At 72.8% G+C, this 22,793-nt stretch carries 21 protein-coding genes; 9 read left to right on the forward strand and 12 right to left on the reverse strand.

The features are described 5' to 3' along the window. Nucleotides 1-16: 16 nt before the first annotated feature. A complete protein-coding gene (locus K7854_RS10420; RefSeq protein ID WP_226026114.1) occupies nt 17-781 on the forward strand; it encodes an FMN-binding protein in 765 nt (254 codons plus the stop codon). A 55-nt stretch (nt 782-836) separates the two neighbouring features. After that, nucleotides 837-1,577 carry an FAD:protein FMN transferase gene (locus K7854_RS10425; protein WP_226026194.1) on the forward strand — a complete coding sequence of 247 codons (741 nt, stop codon included), beginning with the start codon at nt 837-839 and terminating at the stop codon, nt 1,575-1,577. Between the two features lie 152 nt (nt 1,578-1,729). Here K7854_RS10425 and K7854_RS10430 read toward each other — a convergent pair whose 3' ends face one another. The 7 genes from K7854_RS10430 to K7854_RS10460 all read right to left on the reverse strand — a co-directional run bounded on the left by K7854_RS10430 (nt 1,730) and on the right by K7854_RS10460 (nt 8,380). Next, on the reverse strand, nt 1,730-2,269 hold the full coding sequence (locus K7854_RS10430; protein ID WP_059299601.1) for an arginine repressor: 540 nt from the start codon (nt 2,267-2,269) through the stop codon (nt 1,730-1,732). A 7-nt stretch (nt 2,270-2,276) separates the two neighbouring features. Beyond that, on the reverse strand, nt 2,277-3,485 hold the full coding sequence (locus K7854_RS10435; protein WP_226026115.1) for an acetylornithine transaminase: 1,209 nt from the start codon (nt 3,483-3,485) through the stop codon (nt 2,277-2,279). After that, entirely contained in the window at nt 3,482-4,402 is a 921-nt protein-coding gene (argB, locus tag K7854_RS10440) for an acetylglutamate kinase (protein WP_226026116.1), read from the reverse strand. Before argB ends, K7854_RS10435 begins: the two co-directional genes overlap by 4 nt. After that, nucleotides 4,399-5,550, reverse strand: a complete 1,152-nt coding sequence (gene argJ / locus K7854_RS10445; RefSeq protein ID WP_226026117.1) for a bifunctional glutamate N-acetyltransferase/amino-acid acetyltransferase ArgJ — start codon at nt 5,548-5,550, stop codon at nt 4,399-4,401. Before argJ ends, argB begins: the two co-directional genes overlap by 4 nt. Beyond that, the gene (argC, locus tag K7854_RS10450) at nt 5,547-6,575 is read right to left on the reverse strand and encodes an N-acetyl-gamma-glutamyl-phosphate reductase (protein ID WP_226026118.1); all 1,029 of its coding nucleotides are present in this window, start codon (nt 6,573-6,575) and stop codon (nt 5,547-5,549) included. The genes argJ and argC overlap by 4 nt, the downstream gene beginning before the upstream one ends. A 93-nt stretch (nt 6,576-6,668) precedes the next feature. Next, the gene (locus tag K7854_RS10455; protein WP_226026119.1) at nt 6,669-7,199 is read right to left on the reverse strand and encodes an AAA family ATPase; all 531 of its coding nucleotides are present in this window, start codon (nt 7,197-7,199) and stop codon (nt 6,669-6,671) included. A 68-nt stretch (nt 7,200-7,267) separates the two neighbouring features. Further along, nucleotides 7,268-8,380 (reverse strand): barstar family protein, encoded by a 1,113-nt coding sequence (locus K7854_RS10460; protein WP_226026120.1) that lies wholly within the window; start codon nt 8,378-8,380, stop codon nt 7,268-7,270. Between the two features lie 159 nt (nt 8,381-8,539). On the opposite strand from K7854_RS10460, the gene K7854_RS10465 reads away from it, so the two are divergent. Next, on the forward strand, nt 8,540-8,992 hold the full coding sequence (locus K7854_RS10465) for a DUF6314 family protein (protein WP_226026195.1): 453 nt from the start codon (nt 8,540-8,542) through the stop codon (nt 8,990-8,992). Here the strand turns inward: K7854_RS10465 and K7854_RS10470 are convergent. The 3 genes from K7854_RS10470 to K7854_RS10480 all read right to left on the reverse strand — a co-directional run bounded on the left by K7854_RS10470 (nt 8,955) and on the right by K7854_RS10480 (nt 11,669). Further along, nucleotides 8,955-9,575, reverse strand: coding sequence for a histidine phosphatase family protein (locus K7854_RS10470; RefSeq protein WP_226026121.1), 621 nt, complete (start codon nt 9,573-9,575; stop codon nt 8,955-8,957). The genes K7854_RS10465 and K7854_RS10470 overlap by 38 nt on opposite strands. Before the next feature lie 73 nt (nt 9,576-9,648). Continuing rightward, nucleotides 9,649-10,089 carry a GNAT family N-acetyltransferase gene (locus K7854_RS10475; protein WP_226026122.1) on the reverse strand — a complete coding sequence of 147 codons (441 nt, stop codon included), beginning with the start codon at nt 10,087-10,089 and terminating at the stop codon, nt 9,649-9,651. Between the two features lie 56 nt (nt 10,090-10,145). Continuing rightward, the gene (locus K7854_RS10480) at nt 10,146-11,669 is read right to left on the reverse strand and encodes an aminotransferase-like domain-containing protein (protein WP_372481021.1); all 1,524 of its coding nucleotides are present in this window, start codon (nt 11,667-11,669) and stop codon (nt 10,146-10,148) included. On the opposite strand from K7854_RS10480, the gene K7854_RS10485 reads away from it, so the two are divergent. Together K7854_RS10485 and K7854_RS10490 are read left to right on the forward strand one after the other, a co-directional pair. Beyond that, a complete protein-coding gene (locus K7854_RS10485) occupies nt 11,584-12,510 on the forward strand; it encodes a DMT family transporter (RefSeq protein WP_226026124.1) in 927 nt (308 codons plus the stop codon). The two genes, K7854_RS10480 and K7854_RS10485, sit on opposite strands and share 86 nt — an antisense overlap. A 69-nt stretch (nt 12,511-12,579) precedes the next feature. Further along, the gene (locus K7854_RS10490) at nt 12,580-12,774 is read left to right on the forward strand and encodes a DUF1918 domain-containing protein (protein ID WP_226026125.1); all 195 of its coding nucleotides are present in this window, start codon (nt 12,580-12,582) and stop codon (nt 12,772-12,774) included. Between the two features lie 12 nt (nt 12,775-12,786). Here the strand turns inward: K7854_RS10490 and K7854_RS10495 are convergent, their stop codons facing one another. Then, nucleotides 12,787-14,040, reverse strand: coding sequence for a glycoside hydrolase family 10-like protein (locus K7854_RS10495; RefSeq protein WP_226026126.1), 1,254 nt, complete (start codon nt 14,038-14,040; stop codon nt 12,787-12,789). Between the two features lie 138 nt (nt 14,041-14,178). Here K7854_RS10495 and K7854_RS10500 point away from each other — a divergent pair, with 138 nt between their 5' ends. Continuing rightward, nucleotides 14,179-15,090 (forward strand): 3-hydroxybutyryl-CoA dehydrogenase, encoded by a 912-nt coding sequence (locus K7854_RS10500; protein ID WP_264087154.1) that lies wholly within the window; start codon nt 14,179-14,181, stop codon nt 15,088-15,090. Between the two features lie 184 nt (nt 15,091-15,274). Further along, the gene (locus K7854_RS10505; protein WP_226026127.1) at nt 15,275-15,715 is read left to right on the forward strand and encodes a hypothetical protein; all 441 of its coding nucleotides are present in this window, start codon (nt 15,275-15,277) and stop codon (nt 15,713-15,715) included. Between the two features lie 31 nt (nt 15,716-15,746). Here the strand turns inward: K7854_RS10505 and K7854_RS10510 are convergent, their stop codons facing one another. Beyond that, a complete protein-coding gene (locus K7854_RS10510; protein WP_226026128.1) occupies nt 15,747-16,775 on the reverse strand; it encodes a translation initiation factor 2 in 1,029 nt (342 codons plus the stop codon). A gap of 129 nt (nt 16,776-16,904) precedes the next feature. On the opposite strand from K7854_RS10510, the gene K7854_RS10515 reads away from it, so the two are divergent. Beyond that, complete coding sequence (locus K7854_RS10515; RefSeq protein WP_226026129.1) at nt 16,905-21,368, forward strand: NACHT domain-containing protein; 4,464 nt, start codon at nt 16,905-16,907, stop codon at nt 21,366-21,368. Further along, nucleotides 21,358-22,731, forward strand: a complete 1,374-nt coding sequence (locus tag K7854_RS10520) for an esterase/lipase family protein (protein ID WP_226026130.1) — start codon at nt 21,358-21,360, stop codon at nt 22,729-22,731. The genes K7854_RS10515 and K7854_RS10520 overlap by 11 nt, the downstream gene beginning before the upstream one ends. Nucleotides 22,732-22,793: the final 62 nt, after the last annotated feature.

A 22,793-nucleotide genomic window follows, 5' to 3' on the forward strand; every position in this document is an offset into this window, starting at 1 on the left:
CGGGAGTCCAGGACAGATGAGGAAAAGCCACCCCGTTCGGCGTGCCGTGCTCGCCGGGGCCGCCACGGTGTCCGGGATCGTGCTGCTGCTGTCGCTGAAACCGGCGTCGGACCCGGGCTCCGCCTCGGCGGCGGGCGGCGCGGCACCGCCCGTGGCCGCGCAGTCGCCGCAGGGCGGCCGGGGCGCCGGGGCCGGCACGGTCACGGGTGACGCGGCCCGTACGCAGTACGGTCCGGTGCAGGTCCGGGTCACGGTCAGCGGCGGGAAGATCACCAAGGCCGAGGCCGTGCAGGCGCCGAAGGGCGGGCAGAGCGACCGGGTCACCGCCGACGCCGTGCCCAAGCTGAACCAGGCGGCCGTCGCGGCCGGGAGCGCCGACATCGACGCGGTCTCCGGCGCCACCTACACCAGCGCCGGGTACGTGAAGTCGCTCCAGTCGGCCCTCGACAAGGCGGCCGCGGCGGCCGGTTCCGCCGGGCGGCAGGAGCCGGGCGGCGCCGGGCAGGGCACGCAGGTGCTCACCGGCGACGCGGCGCAGACCCAGTACGGGCCCGTGCAGGTCCGGATCACCGTCAGCGGCGGGAAGATCACCGGTGCCGAGGCGCTCCAGGCGCCCAAGGGCGGCCGCAGCGACCAGGTCACCGCCGACGCCGTCCCCCAGCTCAACCGGGCGGCCGTCGCGGCCGGGAACGCCGACATCGACGCGGTCTCCGGCGCCACCTACACCAGCGCCGGGTACACGCAGTCCCTCCAGTCGGCGCTGGACCGGGCCGGTGGCTGACACCGGGGCCGGGTCCGCCGAGGCTCCCGCCGCGGTGCGTCACGTGGAGGAGGCGATGGGGACCGTCTTCTCCTTCGACGTCCGCGGCGGGGAACCCGCGTCCGTCCGGGCCGCGCTGGCCGAGGCGGTCGCCGGGCTGCACCGGGCCGACGCGGTGTTCAGCACGTACCGGGACGACAGCGAGGTCTCCCGGCTGGCGCGCGGGGAGCTGGCCCTCGACGCGTGCGCGCCGGAGGTCGCCGAGGTGCTGGAGCTGGCGGCCGAGGCGGAGCGGGTGAGCGACGGCTGGTTCAGCACCCGGTACCAGGGGCGGCTCGATCCGACCGGGATCGTCAAGGGCTGGGCCGTGGAGCGCGCCGCGCGGCGGATCGCGGCGGCGCCGGGTGCGTGGGGAGTCAGCGTCAACGGCGGCGGGGACGTGCAGTTGCTCGGGCGGCCGGGGGCGGAGCGGCCGTGGCGGGTCGGGGTGTCGGACCCGCTGCGTCGGGGCGGGCTCGCGGCGGTCGTCTCGGCGGCGGGTTCGGCGGAGCTGGCCGTGGCGACGTCCGGCTCCGCCGAGCGCGGCGCGCATGTCGTCGACCCGCGCACGGGGCGGTCCGCGGTGACCGACCTGGTGTCCGTGACGGTGGTGGCGCCCCGGCTGACCTGGGCGGACTGCTGGGCGACGGCGGCGTTCGCGATGGGGGCGCGGGAGGGGCTGCGGTGGCTGGAGTCGCTGCCCGACGTCGAGGGGCTGCTGATCACGGCCGGGGACGAGGTGCGGTGCACGGGAGGGCTGGCGGCCCGCTTGGGCTGAGGTACCGGCGTTCTCACCAGCCGCGTTGGCGGGGTGCCGCTGCGCCCACCCGTGCCGCCCCAGCGGCACGACTGCCCGCAGCTGAGGGGCGCGGGGAACTGCGCGACCAGCCACCGACTACCCGCAGCCGGCAGATCACCGCACCGCCCCCTTCAGCCCCCGTTCTGGGCCAGCCGCAGCAAGTGGTCCGCCAACGCCTGCCCGCCCGTCGGCTCCCGGCTGATCAGCATCAGGGTGTCGTCGCCCGCGATCGTCCCGAGGATGTCGTGCAGCTCCGCCTGGTCGATCGCCGAGGCGAGGAACTGCGCCGCCCCCGGAGGGGTGCGCAGGACCACGAGGTTCGCCGACGCCTCCGCGGAGATCAGCAGCTCCGCGGAGAGCCGCCGCATCCGCTCCTCCTTGGCCGACTCCCCGAGCGGGGCCCGCGGGGTGCGGAAGCCGCCCTCGCTGGGCACCGCGTAGATGAGGTCGCCGTCGGTGTTGCGGATCTTGACCGCGTTCAGCTCGTCCAGGTCCCGGGAGAGCGTCGCCTGGGTGACGGTGAGCCCGTCGTCGGCGAGCAGCTTCGCCAGCTGGCTCTGCGAGCGCACCGCCTGCCGGTTGAGGATGTCCACGATGCGGCGGTGGCGTGCGGTGCGGGTCTGCGGCAGGGCGGGCCCTGCCGTCTGCTCGTGCTCCTGCGCGTGGCTCATCGTCGTCTCATTCTCCGGATCGTCCGTCCCCGTGGGCCGTCTCGGCGGCCTGGTCAAGGATGCCGGGCAGCGCCCCGAGGAACGCGTCCACCACGTCGTCGCCGAGGTTCAGCGCGGGCATCAGCCGTACGACATCGGGTGCGGGCGCGTTCACCAGGATTCCGGCGTCCTGAGCCGCCTGCTGCACCCGGGCGGCGAGCGGCTCGGTGAGCACGATACCCAGGAGCAGTCCGGCGCCCCGGACGTGGGCGACCAGCGGGTGGCCGAGGGCTTCGACGCCGCCCCGGAGCTTCTCGCTCTGCCGCTTGACGTTGTCGAGCAGCCCCTCGTCGGCGATGGTGTCGAGCACCGCGAGCCCGGCGGCGCAGGCGACCGGGTTGCCGCCGAAGGTGGTGCCGTGCTGGCCGGGCCGGAGCAGGTCGGCGGCGCGTCCGAAGGCGACCGTGGCGCCCAGGGGCAGTCCGCCGCCGAGGCCCTTGGCGAGGGTGACGACGTCGGGCAGGACGCCCTCGTGGGCCTGGTACTCGAACCAGTGCCCGGTCCGGCCGACGCCGGTCTGCACCTCGTCCAGGACGAGCAGTGCACCGGTGGCGGCGGTGATCGCGCGGGCCGCCTTCAGATAGCCGGGGGGCGGCACGACGACGCCGTTCTCGCCCTGGATCGGCTCGATGATCACCAGCGCCGTCTCCTCGGTGACCGCCGCGGCCAGCGCCTGCGGGTCGCCGTACGGCACGTGCGTGACCTCCCCGGGCAGCGGCAGGAACGGCTCCTGCTTGCCGGGCTGGCCGGTCAGGGCCAGGGCGCCCATGGTGCGGCCGTGGAAGCCGCCCTGGGTGGCGACCATGTGCGGCCGCCCGGTCAGCCGGCCGATCTTGAAGGCGCCCTCGTTGGCCTCGGCGCCGGAGTTGCAGAAGTAGACCTTGCCCTCGCGGCCGAAGTGCTGGATGAGCCGTTCGGCGAGCGCGACGGGCGGCTCCGCGATGAAGAGGTTGGAGACGTGGCCGAGGGAGGCGATCTGCCGGCTCACGGCCTCCACCACCGCGGGGTGGGCGTGGCCGAGCGCGTTCACCGCGATGCCGCCGACGAAGTCGAGGTATTCCTTGCCGTCGGCGTCCCACAGCCGGGAGCCCGCACCGCGCACCAGGGGCAGGCGCGGGGTGCCGTAGTTGTTCATGAGGGTGGTCTGCCACCGCTCGGTCAGCTCCGTGTTGCTCACGACTCCCCCTCTTCGTCCGGCACGACCATCGTGCCGATCCCCTCGTCGGTGAAGATCTCCAGCAGGATCGAGTGCTGGACCCGGCCGTCGATGACGCGGGCGGTGGTGACGCCGCCGCGCACGGCGTGCAGGCAGCCCTCCATCTTCGGCACCATGCCGCTGGACAGGTCGGGCAGCAGTTTTTCCAGTTCGGACGCGGTGAGGCGGCTGATCACCTCGTCGGAGTTCGGCCAGTCCTCGTAGAGGCCCTCGACGTCGGTGAGGACCATGAGAGTCTCGGCGCCGAGCGCCGCAGCGAGTGCCGCAGCCGCCGTATCAGCATTGACGTTGTAGACATGGTGGTCGTCCTGGGAACGGGCGATCGACGAGACGACCGGGATGCGGCCGTCGGCCAGCAGCGCCTCGATGGCGCCGGTGTCGATCTCGGTGATCTCGCCGACCCGGCCGATGTCGACGAGTTCGCCGTCGATCTCGGGCTGGTGCTTGGTGGCGGTGAGGGTGTGCGCGTCCTCGCCGGTGAGGCCGACGGCGAGCGGACCGTGCTGGTTGAGCAGCCCGACCAGCTCGCGCTGCACCTGTCCGGCGAGCACCATCCGTACGACGTCCATGGCGTCCTCGGTGGTGACGCGCAGGCCGGCCTTGAACTCGCTGACGATGCCGTGCTTGTCGAGGGCGGCGCTGATCTGCGGGCCGCCGCCGTGCACCACGACGGGCTTGAGGCCGGCGTGCCGCAGGAAGACGACGTCCTGGGCGAAGGCGGCCTTGAGGTCCTCGTCGATCATGGCGTTGCCGCCGAACTTGATGACGACGGTCTTGCCGTGGTGCCGGGTCAGCCAGGGCAGCGCCTCGATGAGGATCTGGGCCTTGGGGAGCGCGGTGTGCTTCCGCGTGGGTGCGTTGCTCGTTCCGTTGCTCATGAGGAGTACGCGCTGTTCTCGTGGACGTAGTCGGCGGTGAGGTCGTTGGTCCAGATGGTGGCCGTGGCGTCGCCCGCGGCGAGGTCGGCGACGATGTGCACCTCGCGGTAGCGCATGTCGACCAGCTCGCGGTCCTCGCCCACGCCGCCGTTCTTGCAGACCCAGACGCCGTTGATGGCGACGTTGAGCCGGTCGGGCTCGAAGGCGGCGGACGTGGTGCCGATGGCGGAGAGCACGCGGCCCCAGTTGGGGTCCTCGCCGTGGATGGCGCACTTGAGCAGGTTGTTGCGGGCGATGGTGCGGCCCACCTGGACGGCCTCGTCCTCGGTCGCGGCGTTCACGACCTCGACCTTGATGTCCTTGCTGGCGCCCTCGGCGTCCCGGATGAGCTGCTGCCCGAGGTCGTCGCAGACGGCGCGGACGGCCTCGGCGAACGCCTCGTACTCCGGGGTGACACCGGAGGCACCGGAGGCGAGCAGCAGCACGGTGTCGTTGGTGGACATGCAGCCGTCGGAGTCGACCCGGTCGAAGGTGACCCGGGTGGCGGCGCGCAGGGCGCGGTCCAGGGCCTCGGTCTCCAGGTCGGCGTCGGTGGTGATCACGACGAGCATGGTGGCGAGCCCGGGGGCGAGCATGCCCGCGCCCTTGGCCATGCCGCCGACGGTCCAGCCGTCCTTGGTGACGACAGACGTCTTGTGCACGGTGTCGGTGGTCTTGATGGCGATGGCGGCCTTCTCGCCGCCGTGCTCGGAGAGCTGGCCGGCGGCCGTCTCCACGCCCGGGAGCAGCTTGTCCATGGGCAGCAGTACGCCGATGAGCCCGGTGGAGCACACGGCGACCTCGCCGGCCCCCGTCCCGAGCACCTCCGCGACCTTCTCGGCGGTGGCGTGGGTGTCCTGGAAGCCCTTGGGGCCGGTGCAGGCGTTGGCGCCGCCGGAGTTGAGCACGACGGCGGTCAGCTCACCGCTCTTGAGGACCTGCTCCGACCACAGGACCGGCGCGGCCTTGACCCGGTTGGAGGTGAAGACGCCCGCGGCGGAGCGTCGGGGGCCGGTGTTGACCACGAGGGCCAGGTCGGGGTTGCCGCTCTCCTTGATCCCGGCGGCGATGCCCGCCGCCGTGAATCCCTTCGCTGCGGTCACGCTCACGGCGCAACTCCGATCGTCGTCAGGCCGGTGGTCTCGTCGAGACCGAGGGCGATGTTCATGCTCTGGACGGCACCGCCCGCGGTGCCCTTGGCCAGGTTGTCGATGGCGCTGATGGCGATGATCCGGCCCGCGGCGGCGTCGTACGCGACCTGCACCTGGACGGCGTTGGAGCCGTACACGGAGGCGGTCGCGGGCCACTGGCCCTCGGGCAGCAGGTGCACGAACGGTTCGTCGGCGAAGGCCTTCTCGTAGGCGGCCCGCACCGACTCCCCGGTGACCCCGGGCTTCGCCTTCGCGGTGCAGGTGGCGAGGATGCCGCGGGGCATCGGCGCGAGGGTCGGGGTGAAGGAGACGGTGACCGGCTCCCCCGCCACCGCGCCGAGGTTCTGGATCATCTCGGGGGTGTGCCGGTGGGCGCCGCCGACGCCGTAGGGCGACATGGAGCCCATGACCTCGCTGCCCAGCAGGTGCGGCTTGGCCGCCTTGCCGGCGCCGGAGGTGCCGGAGGCGGCGACGATCACGGCCTCGGGCTCGGCCAGCGCGGCGGCGTACGCCGGGAAGAGGGCCAGGGACACGGCGGTCGGGTAGCAACCGGGCACCGCGACGCGCTTGGACCCCTCCAGCGCGGCGCGGGCACCCGGAAGTTCGGGAAGGCCGTAGGGCCAGGTGCCGGCGTGCGGGGAGCCGTAGAACCGCTCCCAGTCACCGGCGTCCTTCAGCCGGAAGTCGGCGCCCATGTCGACGACGAGGACGTCCGGCCCGAGCTGCTCGGCGACGGCGGCGGACTGCCCGTGCGGCAGGGCGAGGAAGACGACGTCGTGCCCGCCGAGCACCTCGGGGGTGGTCGCCTCCAGCACCCGGTCGGCCAGCGGCAGCAGGTGCGGTTGCAGCCCGCCGAGGCGCTGACCCGCGTTGGAGTTGCCGGTCAGGGCGCCGATCTCGACCTCGGGGTGGGTCAGGAGCAGACGCAGCAGCTCACCGCCCGCATACCCGCTCGCTCCGGCCACCGCCGCACGTACCACCATGGAAAATCCTCCTCCTGGATGGCATGACTATACGTTTCGCTGCACGTTTATGCAATCCAGTGAATACTCACCCACGGGGGAGGCGCCGAAACCTCAGCCCTTGACGGCCTCCGCGATGCGCAGTGCCGCCTGGCCGGGTGTGAGGCGGGTGGTGTCGACGACCTCGGCCTCGGCGTGCAGCCAGGTGCGGGCGGCCTCGGCGTAGGGCTCCAGGTACCGCAGCCGGAACGGCGAGTCGGGCCCCACCACGGTGTCCTGGGCGATGCGCTCCCGCAGGGTGTCCTGGTCGGCGTGGAGGACGAAGTGCCGCACGGGAATCCGGTGCGCGGCGAGACCGTCGGCGATCTCCCTCCAGTACTCCTCGACCAGCACCGTCATCGGCATCACCAGGGTGCCGCCGGCGTAGTCGAGCACCCGGCGGGCGGTCTCGACGACGAGTGGCCGCCACGGCGGCCAGTCCTGGAAGTTGTCCGTCCCGGGGGCGGGCAGCGCCGGCGTGATGTCCATGAGCGTCTCGCCGACCTTCTCGGCGTCGAACACCCGGGAGTCCGGGAGCAGTCGCTGCACGAGCGCACCGGTCGTCGTCTTGCCGGCGCCGTGGGTGCCGTTCAGCCATACGATCATGGGCCCCCACGCTAGCGCCGTACGCGCCGCTGCGAGGGGCGCGGCGGGAATCAGCCCCGGGGGCGCCGTCAGGCCGGGACGATGCGCATGCCGCCCCCGGCCAGGACGTCGAGGACGGCCGAGAAGAGGTCGTACGGGCGGCCGTCCGCCGTCAGCGTGCGGGAGAGGTGCTTGCGCGCGGTACCGATGTCCCGCCAGAGCAGGGTGGCGGGGGCGGTGTGGCCGAAGCCCCCCCGCAGACAGTCGGCGACGGCGGCCAGGCACCCGCCGAAGTAGCCGCCGGGACCGTTGACCGCCTCGCCGAGGGCCAGGTAGAGACCGGCCTCGTCGGTGACGTGCGTGCCGTCGAGCCGGTAGGCATGACCGGCGGGCCGGTCTCGGCCTGGGCCGCGGCAGCCCGCCTCCCGGACGAGTTCGAGCCAGGCCGCCCGGCCCCGGGCGTCCAGGCGGGCCCAGGTGCCGGGGGTGTCCGGCGGTCCGGCGAGCCGGCGCTCCCAGAGCGGCCGGGCGTGCTCGGGCACGGGGTCGTACCGGGCTCCGTCGAGCTGCAGGTCGATCAGATCCGTCCCCCGGGAGGACGGCCGCCAGTCGGTGACCCTGGTCCACAGCAGCCGCTCGGTCAGCAACCGCCCCCGGTCGTCGCGTATCTCCAGGGCCGCCTGCTCCAGGTCCAGCGACCGCCGGGTGCCCCTCGCCAGGGCCGCCCGCAGCCGCTCCCGCGGGGCCAGCCCGCGCAGGACGAGCGGGGGCGCCGCCCGCTCCGGCGGCAGGACGCGGGTGAACTCCCGGCACGAGCCCAGCCACCGGCGTCCGTCGTGGAGCCGGACCGGGGTCCGGTGTCCCTCGGGGGGACCTTCGTAGTCGTCGAGCCCGGTGAGCACGAGACCGTCCGTGCCGGGCGGGCGCCCCAGGCTCTCGGCGTCCTCCAGCAGCCAGGGGCCCTGTTCCTCGCCCCCGGCCGCCGCGTCGTCCGGCAGCAGCCACACCCGGCTGCCGATCCAGCCGCGCACCTCACCGGCCGCCGGGACCCAGCCGAACAGCTCGTACGTGCCGCGCGCGGGTTCGCCGAAGAGGCCGTCCACCGAGTCGCAGATCCCCCACGGGAGGCCGTCCTCGGTGTCCGTCAGCCTGAACCGCCGGGTCGCCCGGTCGTCGTCGTGTTCCCCCACGGTCCACATCATGCCGGGTCAGGGGACGGCAACGGGGCCGAGGCCGTCGGGAGGCCGGTGACGCCGGGGCCGAGTCCCCGGCGGGTGATGCGAACGGCAAGATGGGGAGGGGCGCGGCGCGTCGGCGGGGCGCGCGGCGACGAGTGGGCCGGAGTGGGAGAGCGGGTGGACATGGGCGAGTCGTGGCCGGTGCCCGACGTACTGGCGTACCTCGCGGGGCGCTGGCGCACCGAGCGGTCGGTGCGGGATCTGGCGAACGGTCTGGAGGGCCGGTTCGAGGGAGTCACCTCCTTCGAACCGCTCGACGGCGGCGGGCTGGTCGGCCACGAGTCGGGGGCCTTCACCTGGCAGGGGGTGACCCGGCCCGCCGGGCGCACGCTGCGCTATGAGCCGGGGAGCGCGCCGGGCAGCGCCGACGTGCGGTTCGCGGACGGCCGCCCCTTCCACGGGCTGGACCTGACCACGGGACACCACGTGGCCGACCACCCGTGCGCCGCCGACCTCTACCGGGGCGAGTTCACCGTCCGCGGCCCGGACCGCTGGCGGACCGTGTGGCGGGTGGGCGGCCCGGCCAAGGACCTGCTGCTCACAACGGATTACCTTCGCGAAACGCCGGATGCGTAGCGCCCTGGTCCCGCGCGCCTTCGAAGCGCAGGCTCCAGCGGCCGGCGCGGCCGGTCACGGTGGTCGTCGACAGCGGGCGGACGTCCAGGTTCCAGTAGGTTCCGGGCGGCGCCTTCAGTACGTAGACCAGCGCGGCCCGGATCACGGAGGGTTCGGCCACGGCGACGATCCGGTCGCCGTCCTCGCCGGGACGGGTGTCGAGCCAGCCGCCGACCCGGGTGATGAAGCCCAGCAGCGACTCCCCGCCGTGCGGCGCCGACCGGGGATCGGCGAGCCAGGCGTCCACGGCCCCCGGCTCACGGGCCATGGCCTCACCCAGCGTCAGTCCACGCCACCGGCCCATGTCGCAGTCGCGCAGGGCGAGCTGGGCCAGCGGGGCACAGCCGAGGGCGTCGCCGGTGGCGCGGCTGCGGGGCGTGGGCGAGCAGTAGCGCAGCTCGGCCGCCGCCAGCGGCAGCAGGTCGCCCGCGGCGCGCAGCACCTCGTCCCAGCCGGCCCGGTCCAGCGGCCGGTCGTCGTCGAAGCGCTCCGCGAGCAGCGGTGAGCTGCGCGCAGCCGCGACGAACGTGACCCGAAGCGCCATGCGGTGATGGTGGAGCGCCGAGGTGTCCAGGTCAAGGGGTGTTACCTGTGGGTCACCCAGGGTGTGCCACGGCTCACCGGCCGAAGGCGAGCACCATCCACTCCTCGGGCCGGTCCAGCGCGGTGAACCCGAGCTTCTCGTAGACCCCGTGCGCGTCGTGCGTCGCCAGCAGGATGCGCCGCAGTCCGTGCGGTGCCAGGTGCTCGCGGACGGCCGCGACCAGCGCCGTGCCGAGGCCCTTGGCCCGCACCGACGGGTCGACGTACACGTCGCACAGCCACGCGAAGGTGGCCAGGTCGGTGACCACCCGGGCGTACGCGACCTGTTCGCCCGAGACGGCGTCGTACACGCCGAAGTTGAGCGAGCCCTGGACGGCCCGGTCGTGTTTCTCCCGGGGCCGTCCCAGCGCCCAGTACGCGTCGGTGGACAGCCAGCGGTGCACGCGCCCGGCGTCGATGCGGTGCGGGTCGGTGGAGATCTCGTAGCCCTCGGGGAGCTTCGGCGTGTCGGTCATGCCGGGATGTTCGCAGGGCCGTCGAAGGTGCGTCGACCGGTTATCCGCCGGCTCCGTCAGCCGCCCCAGGCCTTCGGGCAGGCGGTGCGCAGGCGCCGTACGCCTTCCGCGATCTCCCCGACGTTCGCGACCGCCGCGAAGCTCAGCCGGAAGTGGGCGGCCGGGGGTTCGGCGCTGAAGTACGGGCGGCCGGGGGTGATCGCGACGCCCGCGCGCAGGGCGGCCGCGGCCAGGGCACTCTCGTCGGCGCCCTCCGGCAGGCGCGGCCACAGGTGGTAGCCGCCGGAGGGGACGTGGGCCAGGGAGAGCTCGGGCAGGTGCAGGCGCAGCGCGGATGTCATGGCGTCCCGGCGGGCCCTCAACTCGGCCGAGACCGCGCGCAGGTGGCGCGGCCAGGCGGGCGACCCGACCAGTTCCAGCGCCGCCTCCTGGAGCGGCCGGGGCACGAAGAAGGTGTCGACGATCTGGATGGCGCGCAGCCGTTCCAGGACCGGCCCGTGGGCGGCCAGGGCGCTCACCCGGAAACTGGGCGAGGTCGCCTTGGTCAGCGAGCAGACGTGGACGACGACGCCGTCCGGGTCGTCGGCGGCGAGCGGGGCGGGCAGCGGCCCCGCGTCCTCGTGCACGAGGCGGCGCACGAAGTCGTCCTCCACGACGAAGGCACCGGCCGCCCGCGCGATGCGCAGCACCTCCCCGCGCCGCTCGGGGGCGAGCACGGCGCCGGTCGGGTTCTGGAACAGGGGCTGGCAGACGAAGACGCGGGCGCCGGTGGCCCGGAAGGCGTCGGCGAGCAGGGCGGGCCGTACGCCGTCGGCGTCCACGGGGACGGGCACCGGGCGCAGTCCGGCCGCCCGCGCGATGGCCAGCATCCCGGGGTAGGTCGGGGACTCGACGAGGACGGGCGTGCCGGGCGGGGCGAGCGCACGCAGGGCGGTGGCCAGCGCGGACTGGCCGCCCGCGGTGATCAGCACCTCGGCCGCCGTGATGGCGCCGCCGATGCCGCGCGCGAACCACTCCCGCAGTTCCGGCAGCCCTTCCATGGGCGGCCGGCCCCAGGCTCCGGGCCGCCGTCCGGCCCGGGCCAGGGCCGCCGCCATCGCCCGCTCCGGCTGCAGGGACGGGTGCAGATAGCCGCCGTTGAACTCCACGACGCCGGGGGGCGGGGCGGCCAGCGAGACCAGCACCCCGGAGGCGTCCACCGAGCGCGGTACGAGGTCGGCGGCGCCGTCGGCGCTGAGCGCGACCTCCTGCCAGGAGGTGTCCCCGGCGGACGCGGCCGCCGGGCGTGGCCGGGCCCGGAAGGCACCGGCGCCGGGCCGGGTGACGACCAGCCCCTCGGCGGCCAGCTGGGCCAGGGCGCGGGAGACCGTCACCGGGCTCACCCGGAACCGGTCGACGAGGGCCCTGCTGGACGGGAGCTTTCCGCCGGGAGAGTAGCGGTCCAGCTCCCGACGCAACACGGCCACCAGGTCAGCGACGCTGCTACGCTCTTGCATGAGAGCACAGAGTAGCGCTACCGCATCACCCCGGATAGCAGTCGGCGCCGCGAGCGCGGAGACCGGCGGTGCGGCCTTCGGCACCGTCCAGGCCGCCCTGGGTGTCGTCGCCTTCTCCCTGACCTTCCCCGCCACCGCATGGGGTCTGGAGGGCTTCGGCCCCTGGTCCCTGATCGCCGTGCGCAGCATCCTGGCCGCGGTGGTCGCCGGCGGCTGTCTGCTGGTGATGCGGGTCGCACCGCCCGAGCGGCGGCACTGGCTGGGCCTCGCGGTGGTCGGCGCCGGGGTGGTCCTCGGCTTCCCCCTGCTGACCACGCTCGCGTTGCAGACGTCGACCACCGCGCACGCCGCCGTCGTCGTGGGGCTGCTCCCGCTGACCACGGCGCTGCTGTCCGCGCTGCGCGTCGGCACCCGCCCCTCGCGCACCTTCTGGATCGCGGCCCTGGCGGGTGCGGCGGCGGTGATCGCCTTCACGGTGCAGCAGAGCGGCGGCGCGCTGACCTCGGCCGACGCCTATCTCTTCGCGGCCCTGCTGGTGTGCGCGGCCGGTTACACCGAGGGCGGCCGGCTGGCCCGTCAGATGCCGGGGTGGCAGGTCATCGGCTGGGCGCTGGTGCTGTGCCTGCCGCTGACGGTGCCGATGGCGGCGGTGGCGCTGCCGTTCGAGCCGGTGCACCTGACGGCGCACAGTGTGACCGGACTGCTGTGGGTGGCGATCGGCTCGCAGTTCCTCGGCCTGGTCGTCTGGTACCGGGGCATGGCGTCGATCGGCATCCCGAAGGCCAGCCAGTTGCAGCTGGCCCAGCCGCTGCTCACACTGGTGTGGTCGGTACTTCTCCTGGGCGAGCACCTGCCGGTGGCCGCTCCGCTGACGGCCGCGGCCGTACTGGTGTGCATCGCGGTCACCCAGCGGGCCAGGGGTTAGGCCCGGTCAGACCCTTCAGACCCTTCAGACCCTGCCTTCGGGCCGCACACGGGTGAGGAGGCCTCACGGATGCACGCAACCAAGGGCGACCAGCTGGTCCAGCACGGCCGGGTGGTCGGTGAGCACGACAAGGTCGCGGAGATCGTCGAAGTCATGGGCGACGAGGGCACTCCCCCGTACCGGGTCCGGTTCGAGGACGGGCACGAGGCCGTGTGCTCGCCCGGCCCCGACTCGGAGATCCGGCACGGGGAGAGCCGCCGGTAGCCGGACGGCCGGTCACCTGTTTCCGCGCGGGGCGGTGGCCGGCTGCGCGTAGTGGTCGGCGGCCACCCGCGCCATCGCGCCGCCGCGGTCCTCGGCGACGTCCTTCGCGGAGAAGTAGACGTGTCCGCGGACCTCGGGGTGGCGCGCGGCCAGTGCGAGGTGCCGGGACAGCTCGGCCGGGTCCTGCCAGGCGGCGGGCTGGGCCGGGTCCCCCGACTTGTACAGCGCCTCGCCCACGTACAGCTGGGTGCGGCTGCCCCGGGCCACCTCGGCCCACCAGGGCAGCAGCTTCGCGTAGTCGGCGCCGTCCATCCCGATGTGCCAGTACAACTGCGGCACCACGTAGTCGATCCAGCCCTCGCGCACCCACTTGCGGGTGTCGGCGTACAGGTCGTCGTACGTCTGCACGCCCGCCCGGGTGTCGGAGCCGCGCTCGTCGGCGGCGGCGTTGCGCCACACCCCGAAGGGGCTGATGCCGAAGCGGGCGGCCGGACGCACCTCCTTGACCCGCTGCGCGGTCTCGCGCACCAGCCGGTCGATGTTGTCGCGGCGCCAGTCGGCCTTCGTGGCGAAGCCGGTGCCGAACGTGCCGAAGGTCCCGCCGTCGTCGAAGCTCTGGCCCGCCACCGGATAGGGGTAGAAGTAGTCGTCGAAGTGGACGCCGTCCACCGCGTACTTCGCCACCGCGTCCATGATCGCGTCCTGCACGAAGGCCCGGACCTCGGGCAGTCCGGGGTTGTAGTAGAGCTGCCCGCCGTACGGCACCACCCACCCGGGGTTCTTCCGCGCGGGGTGCGAGGACACGAGGCGGGCCGGGTCCTCGTGGGTGGCGACGCGGTACGGGTTGAACCAGGCGTGCAGTTGCAGGCCGCGGGCGTGGGCCTCCGTCACGGCGGTGCCCAGCGGGTCCCAGCCCGGGTCGCGGCCCTGGCTGCCGGAGAGGTACTGCGACCACGGCTCGTGTGCCGAGGGCCACAGCGCGTCGGCCGTCGGCCGCACCTGGAGGATCACCGTGTTGAGGCGGTGCCGGACCGCGTTGTCGAGGTGCTCGATCAGCTCCGCGCGCTGCTCGGCGGCGCGCAGCCCCGCGCGGGTCGGCCAGTCGCGGTTGGCCACGGTGGCCAGCCACATCCCGCGCATCCCGGCGGCGGCGCTGCGCGGGGGCGCCGGCTCGGCGCCGCCCGGGGCCGCCGCCGACGCCTCGGGCACCAGCGTGAACGCCGACAACGCCGCCACCGTGAAGGCACGGCGCGAGACACCGCCCATGACAAGACCTCCTGAAACGCTGTGGATCCGTACGGTCACGGATCGTGTACGGGGCCTCAGCATGCCCGACCCGGGAGACGGATCCGTGACCATTCGGGGGTAACGTGCTCGATCGGAGCAGGCACCGGGGACCCCGCCATGCCTGCGGCCAGCCGTGGAGTCAGCGAAAGGGACGATGTGACCGGCATCTCGGGAGATATCGCACGCGTCGGCGTGGTGGGCTGCGGTCAGATGGGAGCGGGCATCGCCGAGGTGTGCGCCCGCTCGGGTCTGGAGGTGATGGTCGCCGAGACCACCGGCGAGGCTCTGGAGATCGGCCGCACCCGGCTGTACAACTCGCTGTCCAAGGCGGCCGAGCGCGGCAAGATCACCGAGGAGGAGCGGGACGCGACGCAGGCGCGCCTCAGCTTCACCACCGACCTCGGCGAGTTCGCCGACCGTGATCTGGTGATCGAGGCGGTCGTCGAGAACGAGCAGGTCAAGACCGAGATCTTCCAGGTGCTCGACCAGGTCGTGACCCGGCCGGACGCCATCCTGGCCTCCAACACCTCCTCGATCCCGCTGGTGAAGCTGGCGGTCGCCACCTCGCGGCCCGACCACGTCATCGGCATCCACTTCTTCAACCCGGCCCCGGTGCAGCAGCTGGTCGAGCTGATCCCGGCGCTCACCACCTCCGAGGGCACGCTCAGCCGGGCCCAGCTGTTCACCGAGAAGGTGCTGGGCAAGCACGCGATCCGGGCCCAGGACCGCTCCGGCTTCGTGGTCAACGCGCTGCTGATCCCCTACCTGCTCTCCGCGATCCGGATGTTCGAGTCGGGCATCGCCAGCCGCGAGGACATCGACAACGGCATGGAGATGGGCTGCGCCCACCCGATGGGCCCGCTGAAGCTGGCCGACCTGATCGGCCTGGACACGGTCGCCTCGGTGGCGTACTCGATGTACGAGGAGTACAAGGAGCCGCTGTACGCCGCTCCCCCGCTGCTCCAGCGCATGGTCGACGCGGGCCGCCTGGGCCGCAAGAGCGGCTCGGGCTTCTACGCCTACGGCTGATCCCGCCGCTTCCGTGGGCCCGACCCGGGGTTTCGGGTCGGGCCCGCTGTCGTCCGGGCCGGACCCGCGTCCGGGCGGAGCCGTCCGGTCCGGATTCGCGGATGTCCTGAAGTCGATCGTGCACGGCTCGCCGGTCGGTCACAATGTCCCCGCTCAGGCAGGTGAGAGATCGCAAGGGGGACGTGTGGCCGAGGCCGAGCAGACGCCGGAGAGCGTGGCTACGGAGCCGGGTGGTGAGATCGCACGACTGCCCCGGGTCCTCAGGGAGGAGATGGAGCGCGAGCGGCGGCGCTGGCGCATCGCGACCCTGAACTACGGGGTGACCTACTACCTCAGCCGCATTCTGCTGATCGCCGCCACGGCGGTGGTGGCGGCCGACCAGAACCTGAACGGCGGGCACGGGAGCTGGCTGACGGAGTGGGTGCCGGCACTCGCCCTCGGCGTCGCCGTCCTGACCGCGTTCGACACCTGGCTGAAGCCCCAGCAGAAGTGGCGGGGTTTCATGGAGTCACGGGACGCGCTCGCGGACCTGCTGATCCAGGCGGAGGACGGCATGTCCACCGAACAGGTGCGTACCAAGTTCCTCAAGCTGCGCCAGCAGCACCGGGAACGCAACATCTTCTGAATCCGGGTGAGCGGCCCACGGAGGCGGCGGTCTACCGGACGGCTGCCGCTTCCCGGAGCCGCTTCATCGCGCGGCGCTCCGCGGCTTCGACGTCCAGACGCCCGGAAGGATTCCCGTCCCGGGCGAGCACCGCACCCCGCACCAGCGCCAGGTAGAAGAGCGCGGGAGCGCAAGGGGTCCAGTTCCTGCCGGGAGTGAGCAGGAAGTCGAGCACGCTGTCCGGGTCCGCGGACACGAAGGCGAACTTGTCGTGCTCCCACTTGTCCTCGACGCCCTTGCTGCGTCGGGTGACGAGGTCGTCCGCGCTCAGGTCGGTGAGCACCGCACGGTAGAAGGCCGCCCACTGGTGGTTGTGGACGTCCAGGCCGAAGCCGAGCAGTTCCAGCTCCACCGGGTCGTCGTCCTGGACGGCGAGTTCCTCGCGCAGCGCACGGCGGGCCACGGAATGCAGCCGCATCGGCGAGCCGTCCTTGGGGCTGTCGTGGTTCGCCGCCATCCCCTCGTTCACCGACGAGTTCCAGCGTTCCTTGTTGTGGCCCTCCACGACCGCGCTCCGGCGGGCGAAGACCATCTTCCCGTCGACACCCGTCTCGACCGCCACGTTGACGCCGAAGCTGCACGAGAGGAAGGCGGGCGCCTTGACCGGGTCCGCGTTCTCGAGGTACTGCGACCGCAGGGTGGCGTCCGAGCCCTCACGCAGCGGCGTGTCGAGGTTGATGGAGGTGGCGAGGAAGTCGTAGTAGTCCGCGTCGCACAGACTGAGCTGGATCAGCGGTTCCTCGGTCTCGTTGGTCCGCGAGACGATGATGCTCTCCACGGCGAACCGGGGGTTGTTCCACGCGAAATGCTGGCCGGCCGCCTTCCTGCGCTGCTGTTCGGCTTCGATCTCCCCGCGCCACCGCTGGACCTCGGCCGGCAGCTGAACCCTCCGCCGTTCCGGTTCGTAGATGATCCGCACGTTCTCCTCGCGGATGGGACGGGTCCCGTCACCCTCGAAGACGTGACAGCCCGTGACCAGGTTGCCGATGATGAATTTGTCGCGGTCTCCGCGTTCCTCCACGTGAACCTCCTTGTGGTGTACCGGTAGGTTATTACCGGCTGCACGCCGCTGACTAACCATCAAATACGTTCGGTTGTCGGCGGGTTGGGCTCTTGAAGATCTTGGTTGGGCTTTGGGGGGAGAGCTCCGGTGGAAGCCATCGAGCACGACGGACTGGTGGCCACGGTCGTCGTGGACAGATACCGGGACGACACTCGTCGTGGCAGGGACCGCGAGTATCTGCGGGGGGCGGCCGCGAAGTTCGTCGAGCAGACACGGCGGCTGGGCTTCGTGACCGAGCCCATCGGCGTGACCAGCGGCACGGACGACACGAGTCCGGTGGCGGCGGGCCGGAAACAGATCCGGGACCTGATCGCGAACCTGCGGAAGGTACAGGCCAGCCGGAAGATCCTCTACTGGACGGGGCACGGGCACCAGGAGGGCGACACCTTCTACCTCGCGTGCGAGGACAGCTATGTGAACGGACGCCTGGACCCTTCGCGGGCCGTCTCGGCTCAGGAGCTCGCGTCGTGGCTGGGCAACGACCTCACCGACACCTGGGTCGTGCTGGACGCCTGCTTCTCCGGAGCCGCTCTGGAGGCGGTCGAGGACCAGGTGAAGCGCGCGAGGAATCAGGAGGTGGGGGACGATCCGACGGGCGGCTTCGTCGTCGTCGCCACGGCCGGCTCCGAGGAACGAGCCACGGAGACGCGCTGGGTTGACTGCCTGGAAGAGGTGCTGCACACCCCGGACCTCGAGTACAGCCAGCACCGGCTCTTCGCGCGCGAGCAGCCGGATCTGCCGCTGCACTACCTGCACTGGGCGGTGGCGGCCAGGATGCGGGACGGACAGACGCCCAGGATCGCCGTCGTCCGCCCGCTGCGACCGCTCTTCCTGGTCAACCCGTACTGCTCGGACCGGGTCAGGCCCGCGACGCGGCCGGAGGACGACGAGTCCTGGATCGGTGAGGAGTTCCGGAGCGAGTCCATCCCCCTCTTCGCCGGCGGCGGTGACACCTGGCGGCTGCGGGACTTCTCCCCTCGCAACACCGCCCTGGGTCCCTTGGTGACCTGGATGAACGTCCGCAGCACCGGGATGTACGTGGTGACCGGGGCGTCCGGTGCGGGCAAGTCGACGCTCCTGCACTTCGTCGCGCACCTGACGACGAAGAAGTTCGCCGCGGCTCTGGAGCGGCTGCCTCCGGTCCAGCCCGAACTCCATTCGGTGCATGCGGTGCTGCACTGCCGGGGGCGGACCCTGGCCTCCCTGTGCCAGGAGCTGGCCGCCAAACTCGCGTATCTGGGCCTGGACCGGCACACGGCACGCGGCACGGTGCCGGCGTTCGTCGAGGCGGTCTCCGCACTCGCCGACCGCAAGGGCACGCTCACGCTGCTCTTCGACGGTCTCGACGAGTCCGCCGTCGGTCATGCCTTCCGCGTGGCCAGGGAACTGCTCACCCCGCTGGCCTCGCTCCCCAGGGTCAAGGTGGTGGTGGCCACGCGAGCGAACGCCAGGCGGGCGCTGCCGGGAGAGGCCGCTCCGGAGTCGCTGGTCGACGTCCTGGCCGGGGACCGGGTGCTGGAACTGGACCGTCTGGTCGAGACGGAGCACGATCTCGCCCGGCACGTCGAGAACCTGCTGCGGGGAAGGCATCTGTCGCCGACGACGTCCGAGGAGCGGGTGACGCGGGAGGCCGTCGCCCGGCACATCGCCGCCCACAGCAGCGGGCTCTTCCTGGTGGCCACCCTGTGGGCGCGGCGGCTGGCCGAGCTGGACGCCCTGCCCGACCCGGACCGGCTCGAGGCGGAGCTTCGGCAGGGAGCCACGGTGCTCGACTCCCTGCTGGCGCAAGAGCTGCGGCAACTCGACCCGGAGGACCCCCGCCGGATCCGGGACCTCCTGAGGCCGCTGGCCCTGGCCCAGGGGAACGGGCTTCCCCTGGGGCGGCTCTGGGTGGCCATGGCGAACGCGACGCGCGAGGCGGAACGGGAGTACGACGAGGCGGATCTGGAACTCGTCGTCGGGCGTGCGCGCGGGGCCGTGCTGGCCAGGGACGGCGAGTTCGGCGAACCGGTGTACCGGTTCCACCACCCCAGCTTCGGCGGCCACCTGCTGGCCGGTCTCGATGAACGGCGTCTGCACGCCCTGGCCGACCGGGCGCTGCGGCCTGCGTCCGACGAGGACTGGGATGCGGTCGCTCCGTACACGGCGCACTATCTGGCCGCTCACGCGGCCCTGGCCGGCGATCAGGTGCTGGAGGAACTGATCGCGGACTACCGCTTCCTGGTGTACGCGTCGCCCGAGGTGCTGGAGCCGCTGATCGCCACCCGGCTGGCGAACAGCCCGCAGGCGTCGCTGTATCTGACGGTCGCCGATCAGTTCCGGGCCCGTCCGGAGGTGAGCCGGGAACGGCTGATCGCCGGCCGGTGGGCGGTGCTCAAGGCCACCGCCCTGGTGATGTTCTCCGCCGAGGAGCGGGCGGACATCCCCCGCGCACCGGGGGTCTTCTGGGACGACCTGTGGACCAGTGCGGAACGTCTCCCGTTGCAGCGGATCTGGCCTGCGCCCTCCGGAGGCGCGTGCGCGGTCCACTGGGAACGGGACGGGGAGGGGCTCATCCACGCGGCGGGCAGAGGAGAGATCCGGTCGTGGACGTGGGCCGGCCGGGAGGCGCGCCTCCGCGAGACGGGGCCGCTGTTCCCGGGTGACCCCGTCCACCTGGCCGGTGTCGTCGCCACCGGCGCGGGGGAACAGCGGGTGGTGGCCGCACACGACGGCCGTGCGGTGCGCGTGTGGTGGGGTGGGGACCGCCGTCCCTCGGAGGAGTTGTTCTGGGGCGGCCGCGTCGAGTCCTTGGACCTGGCCCGGTGGGAGGGGCGGCACTGGCTGGCCGCGACGGGGCACGGGCAGCTGTGGCTGTGGCACTGGACCGGGGACGGACGGCCCGCGCGACGGGACATGAGTCTGCGGCGGATCTCCGACGCGGAGAGTGCCGCGTTGCTGCCGCTGCAGGACGACCTCTTCGCGGTGATCGCGGGCGCGGAGGGGATCCGGTTGCGCAGGCTCACCGGCAGGGAGTCGAGGGAGACGACGCCGAGGTACTTGTGGCGGGGCACTCCTGCGGTGCACACCGTGACCGGTCTTGTCCCGGACGAGGACAACGGGGCGGTGATCGCCGCGCTGGACGGGGAGAAACTGCGGGTCTGGCAGGTTCCCGACCTCTACCTCGACCAGTGCCGGCTGCTCTTCGACCGGGAGAGCAAGGCCCAGGCACCGGCGCTGGCCCTGGGGCGTACCGGATCGGGTCTGCTGGTCGCCGTGCAGGAGGACGGGCACATCCGGATCTGGACCGGTGACGGGGTCGAGCAGGTACCGCTGCCCTGCGACCACGAACACAAGGCGCTGGCGTTCGACCCGTCGGGTTCCGGACGTCTGGCCGTGGCGGACGAGACCCGGGTCCGGGTCTGGGATCCGCACGGGCCGGGCCGGGGCGGCGGGCGGAGACCGGCGCCGGCGTCGTCGGGCAGGCAGGGCAACCCGCGCGTGGAGGTGGCGCAGGGACCGGACGGCAGCTTCCTGGTCGTCAGGGCGCAAGGGCGTTCCGTTCTCCTGAGCCGGCACACCTCTGACGGCAGGGTCGTCCACGGACCGGTACTGGAGCACCCTGGTTCCCGGGTGACCGAGCTGACCGCGGTGAGCGCCCTGTGGACGGACGCCGGGGCGCTGGTGGTCGCCGTCGGCCGTCGCCAGGCGGTGGCCTGGAGCTGCGACCGGGACCTGGTGGCGGTCCGCCGCGACGAGCTCCCGCTGGAGGGGACCGACGACGACCAGGTGCATTCGGTCGCGCTGCACACGGGGGACGACGGACGCGTCCGGCTGTACTGGCCCCGGGACCAGGGGGTGCGGTGCTGGGAGCGGCCTGCCGGCCCGGGCGGGGAGTGGCGCGACGACGGCAGGGCCGTCGTGTATATGACCGGGGCCGGCACCGTCGACCGGCTGGCCGTGGTGAACGGTCCGGGCGGCGTGGCCCGGCTCGCCGTATGGGGCGGCCCCCTCGTGCGTCTCTGGGACCTGTCGGACCTCAGCGCCGAGCCCCTCAAGTTCGACGAGCCCGGCAACGAACCGATCCCCGCGGGCGGCGGGGTCGCCGGCTTCGTGCGCCAGGGCAGCACCGAGGTGCCGCTGATCGCCTACCCGGGGCCCGGGCGGGTGCGTGTCGTCCGGTGGCTCGGCAGTTACGCCCACCCCAGGCCGTTCCGTCCGCCCGGCGGCATGGTGATCGACCGGCTGGCCCTGGTCGGACCGCCGGACCGCCTGGTCCTGGTGGGCTGGCGCAACGACTCGGGACGGATCGTCCTCCGCGACCTGACCGGCGACCGGGACCTGCCTGCCCTGGAGCCCCGCGGCTATCACGTGGCGGACGTCGGCGCGGTCCAGGACGACGCGGGCCTCACGCTCGTGATCCAGGGCACGCATCAGTCGGGGCTGCGCTGTGACCAGGTCCTGCTCCGGCAGGACCGCATCGACCGGTGGTGGGAGGAACCACGGGCGTTCCCCGGGCAGCGGACGGCCTCCCCCGAAGCATCAACGAGGAAGACACGTCATGAAGCATGATCTCGTCGTGGTGGTTCCGGGCATCATGGGCACCTCGCTGTCCCGGGACGGGGAAGACGCCTGGAACACCAGCCTCGCGATGCTGCGCGACGCGCTCACCTCCCGGGCGGGGGTCGCCGAGCGGCTGCGTCTCCAGGACGGCATCGGCGACGGAGAGCCGGAGCCCCGCTACGCACTCGAGGTCGGGGAGCCCATCAGGACGTTGCGGCAGTTGCCCGGCTGGGGAAGACACGGCGGGCACGCGCATCTCGCCAGGCACCTGGGGATCGATCGGGAACGTCTGGTGACCTTTCCCTACGACTGGCGGCTGAGCAACCGCAACTCGGCGGAGAAGCTGAGGCAGTTCGTGGACGAGCACCTCGACCGGTGGCGAACGACCGCCGATCCGCGCAGGTACCCGGAGGCACGGGACGCCAAGGTGATCCTTCTGTGCCGCTCCATGGGAGGCCTGGTCGCCCGGTACTACCTGGAGGTGCTGGGCGGCCGGCGGGAGACCAGGGCGGTCGTCACCCTGGGCACGCCGTACCGCGGCAGCCTGAAGGCGATGCGCATGCTGACCGGTCACGCGTCCGGCGCCATGAGGCCGTGGCGTTCGCTCATCCGTGAGGTGTGCTCGACCTATCCGTCCATCGGCCAGCTGCTGCCCACCTACGAAGTGGTGGAGCACTCGGCCTTCGGCCGGATCCCGCTCCAGGCCGTCGCGCCGGTGGAGGGGATCCCGGCCGCGATGCTGGACGACGCGGCCCGGTTCGCCTGGCAGATCGAGAGGGCGGTGGAGGAGAACGAGAGGAAGGGCGTGCCGTCGTACGACCTGCTCGTCGTGGGCGGGGACAAGCATCCCACCACGTACGGAGTGCGCCACGGAGCGGACGAGTCGCTCGAGTATCTCCACCGTGTGTCGGGCAGCCCGTGGGGGGCCGCGGACTGGTGGGGCGACAGCACGGTGTCGCGGCACTCCGCCCAGCCGCTCATGGACGACGAGAACACCCGGACGCAGTGGTGCTCCTTCCGGCACGCGTCCATGTTCGACGCCGCGCGCGTCAGGGAGCAGATGCGCAACGTGTGCGACGGACGCCCCCTGCTGCAGGACCTGGCCGACGACTACGAGACGGGCATCGACCTGCCGGACACCGTGATGGCGGGAGAGGAGTTCGAGGTGGTGGCCGTCCGGGCCGACGCGGCCATGCGGCTGGTGGTCAGGCAGGTGACCGAGGACGGCCGGGTCCTGGCGGAGACGCCCATGAAACCGTGCGGCGACGGGGAGTTCCGGGTGGCCCTGCGGCTGGAGCCCGGCCTGTGGAGGCTCCAGGTGGCGTCGGGGAGCTGCGACTACGAGTGCAGCGACACCGTGCTGGCCCTGTAGCCGCTCCCGGACGCTGACGCTGACTGACCACCTCGTGGGCCCCTGCCGGCAGTCACCGCGGT

Origin of the sequence: Streptomyces hyderabadensis (assembly GCF_020404845.1) — a bacterium.
Classification (GTDB): domain Bacteria; phylum Actinomycetota; class Actinomycetes; order Streptomycetales; family Streptomycetaceae; genus Streptomyces; species Streptomyces hyderabadensis.

Bases quoted from the DNA above. Each gene is read 5' to 3' on its own strand.
- K7854_RS10455 (WP_226026119.1), bottom strand. From the start codon at position 7,199: ATGATCGTATGGCTGAACGGCACCCACGGCGCCGGCAAGACGACGACC.
- K7854_RS10460 (WP_226026120.1), bottom strand. From the start codon at position 8,380: ATGATGTGGACCGTGGGGGAACACGACGACGACCGGGCGACCCGGCGG.
- K7854_RS10420 (WP_226026114.1), top strand. From the start codon at position 17: ATGAGGAAAAGCCACCCCGTTCGGCGTGCCGTGCTCGCCGGGGCCGCC.
- K7854_RS10520 (WP_226026130.1), top strand. From the start codon at position 21,358: ATGAAGCATGATCTCGTCGTGGTGGTTCCGGGCATCATGGGCACCTCG.
- K7854_RS10490 (WP_226026125.1), top strand. From the start codon at position 12,580: ATGCACGCAACCAAGGGCGACCAGCTGGTCCAGCACGGCCGGGTGGTC.
- K7854_RS10470 (WP_226026121.1), bottom strand. From the start codon at position 9,575: ATGGCGCTTCGGGTCACGTTCGTCGCGGCTGCGCGCAGCTCACCGCTG.
- K7854_RS10425 (WP_226026194.1), top strand. From the start codon at position 837: ATGGGGACCGTCTTCTCCTTCGACGTCCGCGGCGGGGAACCCGCGTCC.
- argC (WP_226026118.1), bottom strand. From the start codon at position 6,575: ATGGTGGTACGTGCGGCGGTGGCCGGAGCGAGCGGGTATGCGGGCGGT.
- K7854_RS10465 (WP_226026195.1), top strand. From the start codon at position 8,540: ATGGGCGAGTCGTGGCCGGTGCCCGACGTACTGGCGTACCTCGCGGGG.
- K7854_RS10500 (WP_264087154.1), top strand. From the start codon at position 14,179: ATGCCTGCGGCCAGCCGTGGAGTCAGCGAAAGGGACGATGTGACCGGC.
- K7854_RS10495 (WP_226026126.1), bottom strand. From the start codon at position 14,040: ATGGGCGGTGTCTCGCGCCGTGCCTTCACGGTGGCGGCGTTGTCGGCG.
- K7854_RS10430 (WP_059299601.1), bottom strand. From the start codon at position 2,269: ATGAGCCACGCGCAGGAGCACGAGCAGACGGCAGGGCCCGCCCTGCCG.
- K7854_RS10475 (WP_226026122.1), bottom strand. From the start codon at position 10,089: ATGACCGACACGCCGAAGCTCCCCGAGGGCTACGAGATCTCCACCGAC.
- argB (WP_226026116.1), bottom strand. From the start codon at position 4,402: ATGAGCAACGGAACGAGCAACGCACCCACGCGGAAGCACACCGCGCTC.
- K7854_RS10485 (WP_226026124.1), top strand. From the start codon at position 11,584: ATGAGAGCACAGAGTAGCGCTACCGCATCACCCCGGATAGCAGTCGGC.